Raw genomic sequence first — 18211 nt, 5'->3', positions numbered from 1 at the left:
GTGAAAGTCTAGCAGACAGCAACCTGCCATATACTACGAAAAAGACGGGTTTCCTGATTTACCTACTCTCATCGCTTTTATCAGGAATGACCTTTCAAGATATTGCTTTAGCTGCTATGCACCGTGAGCAGGCAGGGCATCTACGGCATCGGTCAGGCTGATGACTTTTTCACTCGTCGGGCAAAATCCTTCATTCGTCCAGCTCATTTTATGTTTCAGTAAGTTTGATTTTCAAGCCTTTGGCCGCGGATCTAATTTTGATACGTCAAACAAAAACAAACGACAAATCATGAAAAAGATTCTTCTGTTGGTGTTGGGACTGGTAGCCAGTTCTGCATCGTTTGCCGAAACCAATGAACCAAACAAGCCTGCAGCAACAGCTTCGCTGATTGGTAACGATAAGGTTAAACTCGTAGTAGCGCCGGAAAAAGCGACGGCAACTATTGCGCTGAATGATGAAGTGGGTCACACACTTTACTCCAGCAATGTCGACCTTCGCGATGGTTTTCAGCAAAAATTCGACATTTCTAATCTGGAAAAAGGCGTTTATAAGCTTTCCGTTTCGGTTGGCAAGGAACGTTTGGTAAAATCCTTTACCGTAACAACTGTACCTAGTCATCAGGCTGTTACGCTCCAGGATTAATGACAGCAGCCCAGTTATCATTAAAAGTTTCTGCTTTAGTAATTTTCTCTGACGACCCTAACTACGCATTCAGGCTGTTTGGTTAGGGTCGTAACGTAGTGTTACGTTATGAGGTTTAGTAGTCGGACAGCCTCTATGCCTTTTACCTGCAAACGATTATGGCCCAAAAGCTGACTGCCCGCCAGAAATGGCAACTCGCCATCCGATTGCTGGTGCTGTATTCCCCTTTACTGCTCTACATCAACCTGCCCGAGAAAGAACGTAATCCAGCTAAGCTGCTGGAAATATCGCCGTTTATACTCGGTTTTTTCCTGATCGCTCTGGGCCTGTATTTTCTGTGGATCAGTGCTACAGATTGGATTCAGAATCAGCTATTTCGCTTCTTTGGCGAAGATTTCCTGCTGGATTTCAACTGGCTGGCGCTACTGCTCACAATGGTCATCTCGCTGGGATTGGCTCTGCTTTATACCCAAGCTTTTCATCTAATTTTGTGGGCCCTGTTTAGTTTTGTTTCACAGATTGGTTTTGTGAATCCTGCACAGCCTCATGCACCTCCTTTCCCTCCAGAGGTCTTTGCTTATCTGCAACGGGTCAACAGTGTCTTTAATCTCGTTGTCATTCTATCCGCTTTTTATTTAACCATCATTTCGCGCTCGTTTCAGCAATTAAAAGACATACAGCTTCGGGCCGAGCGGTCGGAGAAGTAAGCGGCTCTGAGTCAGGTAGAAGCCCTGAAACACCAACTCAGCCCCCACTTTCTCTTCAACAGTTTGAGTATTCTGACCTCGATGGTGCACGAAGATGCCGATCTGTCGGAACAATACGTCAATCAACTATCGAGGGTTTACCGATATATTCTTGAACAACGAGACCAGGAACTGGTCATGCTGAAAACCGAGCTGGACTTTATCCGGGCCTACACATTTCTTCTTCAGATTCGCTTCGAACATAAATTCGACGTTCTCATTGATGTAAGCACTGTGCAGCAAAATCAGTATCGAATAGCTCCTTTATCACTTCAACTACTGGTCGAGAACGCTGTGAAACATAACCGGATGTCTATTCAGGAGCCTCTGCGTGTACGTATCTATTGCCAGGGCGATGAACTGATCATTGAAAATCCATGGCAACCCCGCGACCAACCTGAACAATCGACTGGAGTAGGACTTCGCAATATCGTTAACCGCTATGCCCTGCTTACAGATCGGAAGATTATATATGGCCAGCAGCATGACTTTTATAGTGTAAAAATTCCGCTTTTAGTATGAACGTAGTGATTATTGAGGATGAAGCTCGTACGGCTCGCCAACTAGAGCGGCTGCTAAATAAATACGATCCTTCGGTTCAGGTTCTCACCCAATTGCCTTCGGTAAAAGAAGCCGTTGCCTGGTTTAGTACGTATCCACACCCCGACCTGGTTTTCATGGACATTCATCTGGAAGATGGACTGGCCTTCCGCATTTTTGAACAACTGAACCTAAAAATACCGGTTATTTTTACTACCGCCTTCGACGAGTACATGCTCAAGGCCTTCAAGGTTAATAGCATTGATTATCTGCTAAAACCAGTTGACTACGATGAATTGGTAGCAGCTCTGGAAAAGTTTAAAACCATCCGGAGCCATCCGGTACTGCCTGATCTGAACGCGCTGCTTCAATTGATTCAAAAGCCGCATGCCGGAACCTTCAAAGAGCGATTTATGATTAGCATTGGCACTCGCCTTCACAGCGTGGAGGTGGCCGATATTGCTTATGTTTATTCGGAAGAGAAAGCAACGTTCCTGATCACAAAGGGCGGACAATTGTTTCCGCTCGAGTACAGTCTTGATCAGCTTTCCAGCCTCCTGAATCCTGACCATTTTTTTCGGGTAAATCGCCAGTTTATTATTGCCCGTGCAGCCATCCAGAGCATTCATACGTACTCAGCCGGAAAACTCAAGATTGAACTGCTCCCACTACCCCGTCAGGAAGTATTCGTGAGCCTGAGCCGTCTGTCAGAGTTTAAAGACTGGCTGGGCCGTTAATATTCTTCACTCATCCGCTATTTACTGGGGTCTATCCGGTCGAATTCGTACTTCATCCAGTTTCGTTTTCAAGGTTCCGCAATATAACTGACCTTTGTCAGGTCAGAATAAAGCTATGAAAACGAACATCTTCCTACTCTCACTTCTCTTTTCCGTTGGCAGTTTGCTTACACCAGCCCGGGCTCAGTTTCCGGCAATGGGTGGCTCAACCCAGCCCAAAGCCCTGCCAGGTACGGCAGGCGATCAAAGTCCGAAAGGAACCGCTAAAATTGTCGGATCGGTTGTCGATTCTACTCAGTCGAAAGCCGTCGAATTCGCGAGTATCGCTCTCTTTAACAAATCGACGGATAAAGCAGTAGATGGTACAGTCGCTGATGAGAAAGGTAAATTCTCTCTAACCAAACTACCAGCCGGGCAATACCGGATTTTAATCAGTTTCGTTGGATTTCGGAACAAAACCATTGATAACGTAACGCTAACCAACGGCCAAAGCCTGGATCTGGGTACGATTAAATTACCCTCCAGCGTTAAAACCCTGGAAGAAGTGACCGTAGTGGGGCAGGCTGCCTTAATTGAAGAAAAAGTAGACCGGCTGGTCTATAACGCCGAGAAAGACATTACGGCTAAAGGTGGCGACGCTACCGACATCTTGCGCAAAGTACCGATGCTGACGGTGGATTTAGACGGGAACGTATCACTTAGAGGTAGCCAGAACATTCGCGTGTTGATCAACAACAAACCTTCAACCATCGTTGCCAGCAGCGTTGCTGATGCATTGAAGCAAATTCCAGCCGATCAGATTAAAACGGTGGAAGTCATTACCAGCCCATCGGCGAAATATGATGCAGAAGGCTCCGGCGGGATTATCAACATCATCACCAAAAAGAACAGTCTGCAAGGGCTGAATTTGAATATCGACTCAGGCGTGGGTAACCGGGGTTCTACGCTATCGCTAAATGGTAATTACCGGAAAGGCAAGGCCGGTTTCACGCTCGGCGGTTTTGGGCGGGCTATGTATAACACCGTCACAAAAACCAATCTCGATCAGAATAGTCTGGTAAATGGCGTATCGACCTTAACCCGTCAGAGCGGTGATGGTCATAGTTCGGGGCTGTTTGGACAGTATAATCTGGGCTTCGATTATGATTTAGCCAAAAATCAGAGCCTGACGGCAGGCGTTCGTTACGGCGTACGTAACATGGTGAACCAGCAGGATCTGATCACTCAACTCTTTACGAATGGTACGTTAGGCTCTACGTCGAAGCGGAATGTAGATGTAAAGAACTTATCCGGTACAGTAGACGCCAATCTTGATTATCTGCATACATTCAAACCTCAGCAGGAGTGGAGCATTTCGACACTTTACAGCCGTAATGACCTGACGAATAATTTTGATGCCGATTTGCTGAACGGCTCCGGCGAATTAACAGGGCGTCAGAAAAACCTGAATAAAAATGTAAACCAGGAATTTACAGTACAATCCGATTACCAGACCCCAATCAAGAAAAATCAGTTATTGGAGTTCGGAGGTAAAGCTATCTTTCGTGAAGTAAACAGCGATTATCGGTATTTATTCGCTGGTCCGTCAGGACAATTTACGACTGAGGCAAACAATACATTGGGCGAACTGACGTACCACCAGAATATTGCTGCCGGTTACACGTCGTATACGTATACTACAAAAAATCGCTATACATTCAAAGGTGGCCTGCGTTATGAGCACACGTTCATCGATGCCAGTACGCGTGAAGGTGGTAATTTGGGTGTCGGTGATTACGGCGTCCTAGTTCCCAGTGTAAATGCCTCTAAAACAGTCAAAGGCACAACGTTCAAACTTGGCTTTAACCGACGAATTCAGCGCCCTGGTCTGCAACAGCTGAATCCGAACTTCAATGCGGCTAACCCTCAGAACATAACCATCGGTAACCCAAAACTGCGTCCTGAACTGACCAATAACGTCGAGTTAGGCGTTAGCAAAACGATTGGCAAGACGTTTATCAATGCTACGTTCTTTGGCCGGAGTACAAACAACGCCATTACGCAGATTAGTCAGCCATCCGATACCATTGCCGGAGCAATTGTCACTACGTATCAGAATATTGGTCGGCAGCATACCTACGGCACTAATCTGTTTGCGAACGTAGCGGCTACTTCCAAAATTAATATTGGCGTATTTCTGAATGCTTTTTATGTCGATCTGACCGGCCAGGCAATGGGCCTTGATGGCGCTTCGACTGAGATGACCAACAGTGGTGTAAACATTGGTGGTGGTACGTTCATGAATGCTACGTTCAAGAACGGCTGGGGTGCACAGGCGTTTGGTTTCATGCAGGGTTCTCAGGTGGTGTTACAAGGCCGCCAGGGTGGATTCGGCTTCTACACCGTGGGCGTTAAGAAAGAATTTGCCAACAAAAAAGCCAGCCTGGGTCTGGCGGCCGAAAACTTTCTCAACAATCGATTTAATATCCACACGGTGTTGAACTCGCCTTTGTTCAGTCAGGTAAACGATGTGTACCTCTATAACCGGGGTGTTCGTCTGACTTTCACGCTTAAAATTGGCAAGATGACCATGGAAGCTCCCCGTCGAAAAGCGAAATCTGTCAATAACGATGATGTGAAGAGCGATGGCAATGGTCAAACACAGTCAGGAGGAACGCAGAGTGGTGGACAATCCCGGCCGTAAAAGAGTACATTTGCCTCTCAGCGATTATCCAAAGTATACTTAACCTGTTAACGTAAAATCTAGATTAAATGAAAACAAACTTTTTTCTGGCCGCAGCGATAGCCGTTTGCGCTTCTCTCAGTGTCAACGCTCAGACTGTAGACGAAATAGTCGACAAACATGTTGCTGCCATTGGCGGCATGGACAAGTTAAGCAATGTCAAAACCCTTTATATCGAACGTTCTCTTGCTGTGCAAGGCATGGAAATTCCCAGTAAATCAACGATTTTAGTCGGGAAGGCCATGCGTAATGAGTCGTCAGTAATGGGCAACTCAATGGTTCAGGTTGTAGACGGCACTACGGGCTGGATGATCCGCCCCGCCATGATGGGTGGATCGGGTGATCCGGAAGATATGCCTGCTGATCAGCTAAAGCAGCAAGTGGGACAGCTTGATCCTTTCGGCCCTCTGGTTAACTACAAAGCAAAAGGCAATCAGATTGAACTGGTTGGAAAAGAAAAAGTTGATGGTAAAGACGCCTACCACTTAAAGGTAACGACTAAAGAAGGGCAAACGATAGACGATTATCTGGATGCTAACACGTATCTGATCAGTAAAGTAAAAATGACGATGAATGGCCAGGCCGGAGAAATCCTCTTCTCTAATTATAAAGACAAAGACGGGATCAAATTCGCCAATACAATGGAAATGGCCTCTCCACAGGGAGGGAATATAACCTTCACCACTGAAAAGATCACGGTCAACGGCCCGGTTGATGAAGCAATATTCAAAAAACCAGCCAAGTAAACTAAAAACGCTACGTTCGTCTGGAACGTAGCGTTTTTAGTACATACATGCCAGACAAAAAGCGCCCCCCGGAATCAAGGCTATTGATGCTTGATTACGGGGGGCGCTTTTTGGTTGAAAAACCCCTAAAGTAATTGTGAGTACGAGTGATTCATAACTTATTTTTCTGACTAACGCTTAACGATTTATCAGATGAAACAGAAAGATTTTGCATACAGACTTAGTTCATGCATAGAGTCTCGCTGGCGATTAACCAGTCGTTGAGTTTTTCGAGAATTATCGTTTTGAACCAATCCACCTTAATTGCTTGTGGCGGTTTCTGATTTGGGTGGCCCGGATAGCTAACGAATGCATATTTTCCATCGGGCGTAAATCCGTGAATACAGATACGTAGTGGCGAATCTGCAAATGTGGGATAAATGTAAGCATAAGTCCCTGGCTGAGGAATTTTGTTCTGGGAATTCATGACTTCTATCTTTTGACGTACGAGATAAGGTGTTGGTCATATATACGCCGAAAAACCGCTTTTATATTTTAATTTATTATTCGGTAGATATTGTGAGCGATAAATACATTATGGTAACATTAACCTTGTCGAACGTATCCGATTCGCTGAATTTTACAATTTCAGACTGTAATGCTTCCGAATAGGTGAGCGCTAGTGAAAGCCCCACGCCATGAACATCAGGTCTTTTGTGGCGAACTACTCAAATTTGACAGTCTTCGACCCAATTGTTACAGGGCTACTCAACAAAGAGAGAGACCTTTGGCCTGCTTGAAAAGACGATACGGCTAGCCCTCTTTACCGCAGATAATACTCATTAATTGGCTGCAACGTATCTGATTTATAGTGTTCAGAACCGGCTAACGCCTAAAAGTACATTCTATAAGTGTTACTCAACCAATTTCAATCTGGCCTAAAGCCTCTACTCATGAAACGGCCTAAGAACGAACCTAATACGATCGCCAGGGTTGATGGGCATTATTATACGCGCTTATGCATTCTTACCCCGCAACAGCGACGAAAATATGTCTTTTACTTTATCGACAAGAATGAAGATGGCGGATTATTCCGCTACGAAGCCCCCCAGACCGACTGGTATATTTTCACAGCGGTTGAAAAATTAGATAAGTTACCAGTTGAGGAGCAGCAAAATATTAATCATGAATTTGTATTTGGCCTCTGGCATGCCATCCGGCAACGACATCAACGGGAGATTTCAGCTTTGGCCTACGACCTACCCGTTTGCCGCCATACCCGGTCGGCTGTCGAGAAATGGATGAAACGTGTTTCTGAAAAATATGGCGATCTAAAACTACCCTAGTTGATTATCAACAAAATAGAGCAGACAATATATTTTTTTGCCAAAAAGACAATTTTATCGTTAAATAGTTACGTTTCTACATTTAATAGGTTCATTGTCGATATCAGGCGATTAAAATATGGGAGCTACTGTGAAGTTAACAGAGAAGAATGTTATTAACCTTTGGTTTGCGGAAGACACACCAGTCCGCCAGTATAAAATCAAGATGAATCCTAAACTCTGGGAAATGTGTCAGCAGATAAGTCAGGATTTTAAAGCGCCATCGGGCAAACAATCTCCAGAGAAATACCGCAAGTCAGACAAGGTAGCTTTTGCTAAGCTAGTCCTGGCCGGCTTAGCCCAAACAGAAGAAAGACAGGACAAGGAAATGCTGGAGTTAACGTACTGATCATCCGCTACGTTCCCGTTCAAATAATTACTCGCTAGCGGTCCGTTTTTTGATCCATCATTTTGTCGAACTCTTCGATAAATGGATCGATATGCTTCAAGTCGCAATCCGAAGCGAAGGAAGTAAGCGCCTGACTCGACACAATTAACCTGACTTTATTCTCTATTTCACACTCGGCGTTACGGCCTTTTCGATGTACGATAAGTGCCCATATGTCGCCGTTCTGCCAGGCTTCGCCCCACATCAACATAGTGCTGTCCTTATCCTGAGCACACGACGAAACCTGCCTTACCGGCCTGGGCTCTGCACGTCCATAGTTTACCTGAAAAGCTTTTTCAAGCTCAGCGTTGGAGTCGCATGACAGTTTGATCAACTTGTTATCATAAAAGCACAGGGTAAGATTATTGATCAAAATCCCGTCAATCTCTTTTTTATCGGCTTTAAACATGCGAATATGACGACAGGCAAGCGCCAGCGTACCTTTAATATACGATTCGCTCTGCTCCTTAAAAACAGTACGTTCCAGTGAGTCTGGAGCTGTAATTCCAATTATATATTTCCCTAATCCGAATAGATTCGATTGAGCATCACTTAAAGTTGGCCATAAGAAAGAAAACAAGAAAAGATAGTTTCTCAACATCATATTCTGACGTAGCGTCTCACTTTATAGGTACTGAAAAGAACTCCGTTAACGTCAAATTCTACAAATTCAGCGTTAACTGACCTGACCTGGACTGATCCTGCTCGTTTAGGTTCGCGAGCGAAACCCCCAGCAGCCTGACGCCCTGCGATAAGGGCACTATAGAATCCAGCAATTCGGTAGCTACGCGCTTCAGTGTAGGCTGATCCGTAACAAAACTGAGTAAGCTCCGACTTCGCGTAATCTGGCTAAAATCAGCGTACTTTACTTTGAGCGTAACTGTCTTTCCCAGCACGTTGGTCCGTTCGCAATAGGCCCATACCTTGTCGATTAACGGACTAAGCCCTGCAATCAACTCTGAATACGTTACTAAATCGTGTTCAAACGTATTTTCAGAGCCAACGGATTTGCGGACTCGATTTGGCGTTACGGGGCGATTATCGATCGCCCGGGCAATCGAATAATAATGATGGCCTACTTTACCAAAATGCTGGGTCAGAAACGCTTCACTTTGCTGGCGAAGGTCCATGCCGGTAAAAATGCCAAGCTGATTCATTCGACTGGCCGTTACTCGTCCCACTCCATGGAATTGTTCCACCTTCAACGATTCAACAAAGGTTAGTCCCTGGTGCGGTTTGATGACATACAGACCATCGGGCTTATTGTAATCCGATGCCAGTTTTGCCAGAAATTTGTTGTAGGACACCCCCGCAGAAGCGGTCAGTTGCGTTTCCTGTTTAATTTGCTCTTTGATAGCCAGCGCCGTCGCGGTTGCCGATAAACTATGGGTTAGGTTTGCCGTTACGTCCAGGTATGCTTCATCCAGAGATAGTGGCTCAATCAATTGTGTAAATTGAGCGAAAACGGCCCGTATCTGCTGAGAAACAGCTTTGTATATGTCAAACCGAGGCTTAACAAAAATCAGGTCCGGACATTTACGGATAGCAATGGAGGAAGCCATTGCCGACCGCACACCAAACCGACGAGCCTCATAACTGGCAGCTGCCACAACGCCCCGCTGCTGCGAACCGCCTACGGCAATAGGTTTACCACGTAGGTCTGGGTTATCGCGCTGCTCGACGGATGCGTAAAAAGCATCCATGTCGATATGAATAATTTTACGATAGCTAGCTTGTTCCACTGTCCTGCAAACTAAGACAATCAGACCGTATTTAAAACCGACAAAGCTATGGTCGTCATAGCTAAAGTAAGATTCCAGCCCGAATTTAATTTCCTGAAGACAGGCTACGTACTGTCCGAGCCTACGTGTTCAACGTAGTAAACTGAAAAGCATTCGTCGAATGGTCTTTACACAGTCATTCCAGATGGCTATGCAGACTTCTGGCCAGCCCGGTGAGTCATTACTTTGTAAACTCAATCTTTTTTTCTGAGTTTATCAGAACAGCAAACCAATGAGGTAATGTTTTGAAACGCACGACAAAAATTCTGATTGCACTGGTTATCCTTCTGGTGATCGCCCGACTACTTCTCCCCTATTTTGTACTACGTTACGTGAATAAAACGCTGGCAGACATGGGTGATTACACAGGCCACGTTGAAGATATTGATATTCATCTGATCCGCGGGGCGTATCAGATCGATGATCTGCGCATCCGAAAAGTTAATGGTAAAATCAAAAAACCTTTCCTATTTATCCCGAAAACGGACTTATCCATCGAATGGAAAGCGCTCTTTAAGGGAAAACTGGTAAGTGAGGTAGAATGCTACGAGCCTGAAATCAACTTTGCATTCAGTGACAGTGAAGCCCAGAGTCAAACCGGATCGGAAGTAGACTGGACCGCTTATCTGAAAAAACTACTGCCGATCAGCATCAATCGATTTGCGGTTATCAACGGAAAAGTGAACCTGACGAGTTTGATTACACAGCCGCGTGCGGATTTATCGTTGCAACGATTTCAGGGCGAAGTCCGGAACATACGTAACGTAGAGGATAAGACGACAAAGCTCCCCTCTCCTGTAACGGCATCGGGCGACGTACCGGGATACGGCGGAACGATGAATTTCAACGCCAATATGAACTTACTGAAAGTTGTCCCGGATTTAGATTATAACCTTAGGTTTAGCGGACTACAGCTGGTAAAACTAAACCCGCTGGCCCGCGAGTACGCCAATCTTGATTTCGAACAGGGCACGGTAAGTGTGTATAGTGAGATGGCCATGCTTGATGGAAAGCTCAATGGCTATATAAAACCGCTCACAAAGAGCATGAAAATTTTCAAGCTCAACGAGCACGAAGGTCGATCGGTCGGTAAATTTTTTACGGAACTCCTTGCTCAGGCGGGTACGGCCGTTCTCAAAAATCAGAAACACAACCAGGTTGCTACGCGAATTCCGCTCAATGGTACCGTCGAAAATATTAAAACCGCTGTCTGGCCAACCATTTTCGGCGTATTACGGAACGCTTATATTGAAGCCTTCCGAAGCGAGTTCGACAATAATATTACGTTAAAAGACGCCTTCAAGACTATTAAAGAGGATTTTAAGGAAAAGCGGGCAGAACGCAAAGCCGAAAAGAAAGCGCAACGGGCAGAGCGTAAAGCCGAACGGCAACAAAAACGAGCGGAGCGAAAGGCAGAACGTAAAGCGAATCGGGAACAGAAGAAATAACGTAACGCCCCCACAAGAGAACTCGTGGGGCGTTACGTTAACTAAAGTTCTATCTTCTTCGTCGTATCTTTCCGTGCGCCAGACTTTGTTCGCCGGGGCGAATACCGGTTTTTGGTTTTATGAACACCGGCATCTTTTTCCTGCTGGTACGCCGGGTTAGCCTTGTTGCCACTTTCCAGCTTTTCCTTCAGGGGCGGTTGTGGTAAGGGCTTTGTTGAAGCAGAAACGGCACTCTTCGAACCGGATCGGGTTGTTGATTCTGTAGAGCCAGTCGGACGTGCCTTCACGCCAGCCCGCTTTTGTTCAGATGGTGTCGTTGGTGATTGAGCCAGGGCCGTTGTTGCCATCAACAAAGCACCAATCATGAGTTTAATCATAACGTTTCGTTGTTTTTAAGGTTAAAAGAACTTACCGGGTTCTAGCGCCGAACCGTGTCGACACGCGTAGCGCCCCCTCTACGTAGTGAATCAGGATTTAATCGCTGTTGTTTACGATTTTTAGGCAACGTAGTGTCGGCTTCCATTTTATCGCGGTTCGGTTTGGCAGACTTTATTTTAGGCCGGGGCGGATTGGCCTGACGTGTATCAGTCGTTGAAGTCGACTGTTGTATAGCTGGCGATTGGTTGCTTTGCCCGAATGCATTGGCAAGAAAAACAAAGCTTAACAGATTGATAAGCATCAACATTCGTTTCATAATAACATTGAGTTTGTCTATGTACGTAACGGTTAATGAATTGATTAGTTTATCGGTTAGCGTCTATCAAACCAACAAGTCCTGGTCTACTTTATGGAATTTTAGTTTTTCTCGCATCTATACTATATAGGCAGCCAGCGTATGTTTCTGAAACGATTTCGTAAACCTAAACCCACTACAGACCTGGAGTACGTTGCGGCTTACCGCGCAACGGGCGACCTGGCTGTACTTGGTGAACTTTACGAGCGGCACATGGAACTGATTTACGCCGTTTGTTACAATTATCTGCGCAATGAAGAAGAAGCAAAAGACGCTGTCATGCATCTTTTTGAGCAGCTCATTACCGATTTGCGCCGACACGATGTGCAGCAGTTTGGCCCGTGGCTACATAGTGTGGCCCGGAACTACTGTCTGATGCAATTACGGAAACAGCAGACGCATCCGGTCACTGCCTTAGTGACCGATACGGGTAACGACGCCGAAGATGAGTATCTGCACAAATTGATCAGCGAGGAAACCGATCCGCTGGATCTGGAAGAAGATCTGACGCATATGGAAGCTTGCCTGAAAACACTATCGCCAGAGCAGCAAACCTGCCTGACGTTATTTTACCTGGAGAAGAAAAGTTATACCGAAGTTGCTCAATTAACAGGCTATGACCTTAAACAGGTGAAAAGCTATTTGCAAAATGGCCGCCGAAATTTGAAAATTTGTATGCAGAAATAAATCGGCTATCAATACGTAGTACCAATCCGGACGGGAGTGAATGCTCGCGTTAGACAGATGAACGAACAATTGACTTTAAATGATTTAAAAGCTTACCAGGCCGGAGAATTAAGCGGTCCGGCACGGCACCGTGTTGAGCGGCTTCTGCTGGAAAATCCGCTTTATGCCGATGCCTTGGCCGGACTGGAAGCGATGCAGCAAACAGCCACTCCTACCGCCGAACAACTGGCCGATCTGCGAACCGCTCTTCATCAGCGAATACATGACTCTGCACAACAAAAACGGCTCTGGCCGCTCTGGATTGCCACAACGACAGCCGCCATTCTATTCATGCTCGCAGTGGCCATTTATTTAATCTTCTTTGCTCCTAAACAAACCGCCAGGCCGAAACCGAAACCCAGGCACGTATCGACCAGCATAAGGCCCGATACACCTACGTACTGGCTTGCCGATAAACGTACGTATGCCAATTTATCTCACCCTTTTGGAGCGGAAATTCTGAAAAACGATTGGACATTTCTACCGCTAGCATAAAACATTTGCCAAACCTCATGCGTTAACGGGGCATAACTACTTATCTAAGTCTTTATGTTTCGCACAATTTTGCTACGTTCTACTACACTATCACTTTTATTTATTTCCTGCTGTTTATCAGGCAGTTTTGCGCAACAACGTTTTAGTGCAGGTCCCCGTCTTGGCTTGAATATGTCTAATTATTGGGGAAATGCCGATAACATGAGTTTTAAGCCTGGCGTAGTAGCCGGTGCTTTTTTAATGTACAGTTCACTGAATCATTTCGGTATTTCTGCCGATGTTCTGTATTCGCAACGGGGCACGAAGTACGCCGGCAATCAGTACCGCTTTACGCAGCATGTCAATTACCTGGAAATTCCGGTAGTAGCGCGCTATTTTCTAACCTTATCGGGCAATTTCAGACCTAACCTATTTGTTGGCCCTTCGCTGGGCATTAAGCTAAATGCTAAACGGACCAATGGCGAGATTATCAGCGGTCCTAATACGGCTGTGAATGCTGACAACACGGGTGATTTTCATGATCTGGATTTGGGAGCTACGGGCGGTGTACAACTCAACTGGGGCGCCGGACCACGGCAGCGCTTTCTCCTTGATGCACGTTATACGCTGGGTCTGAGTAACGTACAGCGGTTGCCTAATTTATGGGGCGCCAATAAGAACCTTCAGAATTCGGTCATTACGGTTACCCTCGGCTATGGTTTTGGCGTAGGCCGCGATTTTCCTAGCCGTTATCGCAAATAGATGTACTTATAATGTAAGCGTAAAAAATCCCATCGGTTGATCAACCGATGGGATTTTTTACTCGTACTGGGTTTGGGACTTACGTTCTTTGGCTTGCTTCAGCATTTTGTTCGCATCCGGGTACTTCACTACAGACAGCGTCACGCGCCGGTTCTTTTGCCGATTCTGAGGGTTGTCGCTTCCATCCGGGTTCGTATTTGGCGCAAGTGGCTCCTGTTCACCACGTCCGGCTGCCATAATTAGGCCCTTAATTTTAATCTGCTTTTTCAACCAGTTGGACACTGCTACGGCTCGCTTCTGGCTAAGCACCAGATTATACTGATCTGTCCCTTTCGAATCAGTATGGCCCCACACATGAAGCTGATCGGCACCGTGCCGGGCAAAATGTGCCTTTACCTTTTCCAGCAATGCAATGCCATCCGGCCGTAAATCCCATTTATCAAAATCGAACAGTACGTCAGTCGGCAGAATAATATCATATTGATTTTCTGTGCCAACGATACGTAGTGAATCTTCAGAAGAGGTAAAGGTGTAATTCTGTCCAGAAGTACTGTCGGCTACGCCAGACGACGTATCGCGAATCGCGACCGGCGTAGCCGGTTCGTCAGCTGGCGTTGTTGCTGTAGTCTTTTCCTGTTGATCGGCATTACCGGAGCAAGCCAGTAACACACTGTTTCCCAACAACATGACCAGATAAAGACGTAGCGCGATCGTTTCCATAAGCTAATGGATTGTAGTACAACTCTTCTAACTTCGATGCCCGCGAATTGTTGCTACGTACCAATTCGCCTAGCCGATTTCGCTATTCTGCTACCGGTAATAAAATGAGCCGCCAACTCGGGCAATACTTTTTCGTATTTTTGATGCACTCAGGAACTTACCCATTTGCTCATGCCCTTCTGTCGGTTTATTTTCTTCAGTGTCGTTAGCGTTCTTTACTTCACAGCAACTTTTGCCCAAACAACTGCCCCCCCCTTTCTTCAACTCAACGCTCGCCAGAGTTGCTGGGTCGATTCGGTATTTACAAACATGTCGCCCGACGATCGACTCGCTCAGTTGATTATGGTAGCGGGTTACTCCAATCGAAAACCCGCCTACGAAGATTCGCTGATAAGACTTGTGCAAACCAATAAACTGGGTGGTGTGGTCATGTTTCAGGGTGGCCCCGTCCGACAGGCACGGCTTACCAATCGATTACAGGCCGTTGCATCCGTACCGCTGCTAATTGCTATGGACGCCGAATGGGGCATTGCCATGCGTTTAGACAGTACTGTTCGTTATCCATACCAGATGACGTTAGGGGCCATCCAGGGTAACGATACGTTGTTGTATCAGATGGGAAAGAATCTGGCACGTCAGGCTCGCCGACTGGGTATGCACGTCAATTTTGCCCCTACCGTTGATGTTAACAACAACCCTAATAATCCGGTCATTAACTTCCGGTCATTCGGTGAGAACAAATACGACGTTACGCGCAAAGCGCTGGCCTACATGCGTGGTATGCAGGAAAACCAGTTGCTGACCAGTATTAAGCATTTTCCCGGCCACGGTGATACGGGTACGGATTCTCACTACGATCTGCCGCTTATCAATAAAAGTCGCGCGCAACTGGACTCGCTCGAACTCTATCCTTTCCGGCAGTTGATAAATGCCGGAGCTGCGGGGGTTATGGTGGCGCATCTGAACATTCCGGCACTGGATACAACCCGCAACCGGCCTTCTACACTCTCTCCTGCCATCGTCACGAACCTGCTCAAAAATGAACTGGGCTTTAAAGGCCTGGTTTTTTCTGACGCTATGAACATGAAAGGTGTGACGAAGTATTACCTGTCGGGGCAAGCCGACGAGCTGGGTATCGAAGCAGGCCTGGACGTACTGGAATTCACAGAGGACGTACCGGCAGCGCTGGCCCAAATCAAACTGGCCATTACTACGGGGCGAATCAGCCAGGCTTCGCTGGACGAGCGTTGTCTGAAAGTGCTACGTGCCAAAGCATGGGCGGGACTGGACCACTACAAACCCATTGTAATGGAAAATCTGGTAAGCGATCTGAATTCCGCTCAGGACGACCTGCTAAACCGTAAACTTACCGAAGCCAGTTTGACGGTTTTAAAAAATGACCAGAATCTGCTTCCCTTACAACGTTTGGACACGCTACGTATCGCGTCGGTAGCCATCGAGAGCGACAAGGTTACGGCTTTCCAGCAGATGGCCGGCAACTACACGCAGATCGATCATTTTAACGTAACGTCCCGCACCCCCGATTCTACACTAGCCGCCCTACGCGATTCATTAAAAAAGTACAACCTGCTCCTGGTCGATGTCCATCTGAACAACATACGGCCTGCCGCCAGGTACGGTATGCAGCCCCGAACAGCGGCCCTGGTCAGCGAATTAGTTATGACCGGAAAGGCCGTCGTAACGGTTTTTGGCAATGCATACGTACTGGATAAACTAACCTTTCCGATGGATACGGCTCAACCCGGTCGTGGGATTGAGCAGGCACGCGCCATTGTCATGCCTTATCAGCTAACAAACTACACAGAAGACCTATCCGCTCAACTCATCTTTGGTGCGATAGGCGCTTCGGGCAAATTACCCGTAACGGTCAATCAGCGTTTTCGTGCGGGCGATGGTCTGAACGTAAAGTCAAACGGCCGGATGAAATACACTATTCCCGAAGAAGTGGGTGTCGACAGCCGGTATCTGGCCCAGCAGGTCGACTCACTGGTAAACGTAGGCATAACGCAGCAGGCTTTTCCGGGATGTGTGGTGCAAATGGCGAAAGATGGCAAGGTGATTTTTCAGAAAGCCTACGGTAGTCATACGTACGATGCTTCACTTGGGCGGTCCGACGCTTCGGCTGAACCTAAACCGACGCAACTGGACGACCTCTACGATATGGCTTCCGTTACGAAGGTCAGTACGTCAACACCTGCTCTTATGCGGCTGGTTGATGAAGGCAAGTTTAATCTGAACGGCAAAATGGCTGATTATCTTCCGTTTCTTAAAAAATCGAACAAAGCTGATCTGGTCTGGCGCGACGTATTAACCCACCAGGCACGGTTGAAAGCGTCAATCGCTTTCTGGACAGAAACAAAAAACCCGGATGGTAGCTGGAAGCCGAAAACCTTTCAAACTGAACGCTCAGGCCGGTATTCGATTGAGATTACGGACAGTCTGTATGAATTTAGAAGGTATCCAAAAACAATATTTGAGCAACTCCGGGATTCTCCGCTGAACGAAAAGAAAGAGTACGTTTACTCCGATTTGTCGTTTATTCTCTATCCTCAGGTGGTGAAGCGATTAACGGGCGAAAACTTCGAAGATTACCTAAAAACAACGTTTTATCGTCCGTTAGGAGCCAGTACGTTAACCTTCAATCCACTACGTTACTACCCGCGTAATCGCATTCCGCCAACAGAATATGACTCGCTGTTTCGGAAAACGCTCGTATGGGGCCACGTTCATGACGAAACCGCAGCAATGCTCGATGGGGTGTCGGGTCATGCGGGCTTATTCGGTACGGCAAACGACCTGATGAAAGTTTACGAAATGCTTCGACAAAAAGGCAGCTACGGCGGCCAGCAGTTTATTTCGGCCAAAACGGTTGAAGAGTTCACACGGTATCAGTTTCCCGAGCTTGGCAACCGGCGCGGGATTGGCTTCGATAAGCCGTCGTTCACGTATTCAGGCAATGCCCCCCAGTCGGCAACGAAAGCCAGTTATGGACATTCAGGCTTTACAGGCACGTTTGTCTGGGTTGATCCCGACCCTGCGTATAATCTGACGTATGTTTTTCTGGCAAACCGCGTCTATCCAAACCGAAGTCATAATAAAATTATTACCTTAAATACCCGAACGAACATCGTCGAAGCTCTGTATCGGGCCACCAAACGGGGAATACAATGAAGGACTATCTGATTCACTTACTTGACTACGAGCTGTGGGCTAATGTACGGGTTATCGATGCACTTGAGTCGGTTTCCAATCCACCCGCGCGGGCCATCGCGGTGATGGGTCATGTGCTGTCGGCCCAGCATGTGTGGTACGGTCGGCTGGCACGCGAATCGGTATTTGTTTCGATCTGGGAAGATATTCCGGTTAGCTGGATGACCGAAACTGCCGAACGTCAGCATCGTCAGCTAGTCAGCTACGTAGCGTCACTGGCCGAGCAGGATTTGCATCAACCGCTTCCCTACACTTCCTCAAAAGGAGATCCTCATCAAAGCTCCATGCTGGACATGCTCACCCACATGAGCCACCATGCGGCCTATCACCGTGGTCAGGTTGTGCAACTGGTCCGGCCTATGCTTCAAGAAGCTCCTGTAACGGACTACATCGTCTGGAAACGGGGCCGTTAACGTAACTGAAATATTCCTCAAGCGCTACCTAAACCTA

At 46.8% G+C, this 18211-nt stretch carries 20 protein-coding genes; 14 read left to right on the top strand and 6 right to left on the bottom strand.

Features of this window, described 5'->3' with window-relative positions:
• Positions 1-289 precede the first annotated feature (289 nt).
• From ACOJS8_RS07925 to ACOJS8_RS07900, 6 genes are all read left to right on the top strand, one after another.
• The gene (locus tag ACOJS8_RS07925) at positions 290-643 is read left to right on the top strand and encodes a T9SS C-terminal target domain-containing protein (RefSeq protein WP_420148000.1); all 354 of its coding nucleotides are present in this window, start codon (positions 290-292) and stop codon (positions 641-643) included.
• A 158-nt stretch (positions 644-801) separates the two neighbouring features.
• Complete coding sequence (locus ACOJS8_RS07920) at positions 802-1350, top strand: hypothetical protein (protein WP_420147999.1); 549 nt, start codon at positions 802-804, stop codon at positions 1348-1350.
• Positions 1351-1356: 6 nt separating this feature from the next.
• Positions 1357-1911, top strand: a complete 555-nt coding sequence (locus ACOJS8_RS07915; RefSeq protein WP_420148002.1) for a sensor histidine kinase — start codon at positions 1357-1359, stop codon at positions 1909-1911.
• On the top strand, positions 1908-2666 hold the full coding sequence (locus ACOJS8_RS07910; RefSeq protein ID WP_420147998.1) for a LytR/AlgR family response regulator transcription factor: 759 nt from the start codon (positions 1908-1910) through the stop codon (positions 2664-2666). Before ACOJS8_RS07915 ends, ACOJS8_RS07910 begins: the two co-directional genes overlap by 4 nt.
• Positions 2667-2781: 115 nt before the next feature.
• Positions 2782-5349, top strand: a complete 2568-nt coding sequence (locus tag ACOJS8_RS07905) for a TonB-dependent receptor domain-containing protein (RefSeq protein WP_420147997.1) — start codon at positions 2782-2784, stop codon at positions 5347-5349.
• A gap of 68 nt (positions 5350-5417) precedes the next feature.
• Positions 5418-6134 carry an outer membrane lipoprotein-sorting protein gene (locus tag ACOJS8_RS07900; RefSeq protein ID WP_420147996.1) on the top strand — a complete coding sequence of 239 codons (717 nt, stop codon included), beginning with the start codon at positions 5418-5420 and terminating at the stop codon, positions 6132-6134.
• 220 nt (positions 6135-6354) lie between these two features.
• On the opposite strand, the gene ACOJS8_RS07895 is transcribed toward ACOJS8_RS07900, so the two are convergent.
• Positions 6355-6600, bottom strand: coding sequence for a hypothetical protein (locus ACOJS8_RS07895; RefSeq protein WP_420147995.1), 246 nt, complete (start codon positions 6598-6600; stop codon positions 6355-6357).
• A 466-nt stretch (positions 6601-7066) separates the two neighbouring features.
• On the opposite strand from ACOJS8_RS07895, the gene ACOJS8_RS07890 reads away from it, so the two are divergent.
• Positions 7067-7459: a hypothetical protein gene (locus tag ACOJS8_RS07890; RefSeq protein ID WP_420147994.1), complete on the top strand. Its 393-nt coding sequence runs from the start codon at positions 7067-7069 to the stop codon at positions 7457-7459.
• Positions 7460-7577: 118 nt separating this feature from the next.
• Positions 7578-7847, top strand: coding sequence for a hypothetical protein (locus tag ACOJS8_RS07885; RefSeq protein WP_420147993.1), 270 nt, complete (start codon positions 7578-7580; stop codon positions 7845-7847).
• Between the two features lie 34 nt (positions 7848-7881).
• Here ACOJS8_RS07885 and ACOJS8_RS07880 read toward each other — a convergent pair whose 3' ends face one another.
• Together ACOJS8_RS07880 and dinB are read right to left on the bottom strand one after the other, a co-directional pair.
• Positions 7882-8466 (bottom strand): hypothetical protein, encoded by a 585-nt coding sequence (locus ACOJS8_RS07880; RefSeq protein WP_420147992.1) that lies wholly within the window; start codon positions 8464-8466, stop codon positions 7882-7884.
• A gap of 82 nt (positions 8467-8548) precedes the next feature.
• Positions 8549-9589: a DNA polymerase IV gene (dinB, locus tag ACOJS8_RS07875; protein WP_420148001.1), complete on the bottom strand. Its 1041-nt coding sequence runs from the start codon at positions 9587-9589 to the stop codon at positions 8549-8551.
• Positions 9590-9912: 323 nt separating this feature from the next.
• On the opposite strand from dinB, the gene ACOJS8_RS07870 reads away from it, so the two are divergent.
• Positions 9913-11115: a DUF748 domain-containing protein gene (locus tag ACOJS8_RS07870; RefSeq protein ID WP_420147991.1), complete on the top strand. Its 1203-nt coding sequence runs from the start codon at positions 9913-9915 to the stop codon at positions 11113-11115.
• A gap of 41 nt (positions 11116-11156) precedes the next feature.
• Here ACOJS8_RS07870 and ACOJS8_RS07865 read toward each other — a convergent pair whose 3' ends face one another.
• Positions 11157-11492, bottom strand: coding sequence for a hypothetical protein (locus ACOJS8_RS07865; RefSeq protein ID WP_420147990.1), 336 nt, complete (start codon positions 11490-11492; stop codon positions 11157-11159).
• Between the two features lie 41 nt (positions 11493-11533).
• Complete coding sequence (locus tag ACOJS8_RS07860) at positions 11534-11809, bottom strand: hypothetical protein (RefSeq protein WP_420147989.1); 276 nt, start codon at positions 11807-11809, stop codon at positions 11534-11536.
• Between the two features lie 141 nt (positions 11810-11950).
• Here ACOJS8_RS07860 and ACOJS8_RS07855 point away from each other — a divergent pair, with 141 nt between their 5' ends.
• The 3 genes from ACOJS8_RS07855 to ACOJS8_RS07845 are packed head-to-tail and all read left to right on the top strand — an operon-like array spanning position 11951 to position 13810.
• Positions 11951-12535, top strand: a complete 585-nt coding sequence (locus ACOJS8_RS07855; protein WP_420147988.1) for an RNA polymerase sigma factor — start codon at positions 11951-11953, stop codon at positions 12533-12535.
• Between the two features lie 36 nt (positions 12536-12571).
• Positions 12572-13069: a hypothetical protein gene (locus ACOJS8_RS07850; protein WP_420147987.1), complete on the top strand. Its 498-nt coding sequence runs from the start codon at positions 12572-12574 to the stop codon at positions 13067-13069.
• Between the two features lie 54 nt (positions 13070-13123).
• A complete protein-coding gene (locus tag ACOJS8_RS07845; RefSeq protein ID WP_420147986.1) occupies positions 13124-13810 on the top strand; it encodes a porin family protein in 687 nt (228 codons plus the stop codon).
• Between the two features lie 57 nt (positions 13811-13867).
• On the opposite strand, the gene ACOJS8_RS07840 is transcribed toward ACOJS8_RS07845, so the two are convergent.
• A complete protein-coding gene (locus ACOJS8_RS07840; RefSeq protein ID WP_420147985.1) occupies positions 13868-14530 on the bottom strand; it encodes an OmpA family protein in 663 nt (220 codons plus the stop codon).
• 171 nt (positions 14531-14701) lie between these two features.
• Here ACOJS8_RS07840 and ACOJS8_RS07835 point away from each other — a divergent pair, with 171 nt between their 5' ends.
• A complete protein-coding gene (locus ACOJS8_RS07835) occupies positions 14702-17722 on the top strand; it encodes a glycoside hydrolase family 3 N-terminal domain-containing protein (RefSeq protein WP_420147984.1) in 3021 nt (1006 codons plus the stop codon).
• Positions 17719-18174 carry a DinB family protein gene (locus ACOJS8_RS07830; protein WP_420147983.1) on the top strand — a complete coding sequence of 152 codons (456 nt, stop codon included), beginning with the start codon at positions 17719-17721 and terminating at the stop codon, positions 18172-18174. The genes ACOJS8_RS07835 and ACOJS8_RS07830 overlap by 4 nt, the downstream gene beginning before the upstream one ends.
• Positions 18175-18211 lie beyond the last annotated feature (37 nt).

It is taken from the genome of Spirosoma sp. (assembly GCF_048594605.1).
Taxonomy (GTDB): Bacteria; Bacteroidota; Bacteroidia; order Cytophagales; family Spirosomataceae; genus Spirosoma.
The sequence above is the reverse complement of the archived record's forward strand: the minus strand, read 5'-3'. Positions and strand labels throughout refer to the sequence as shown.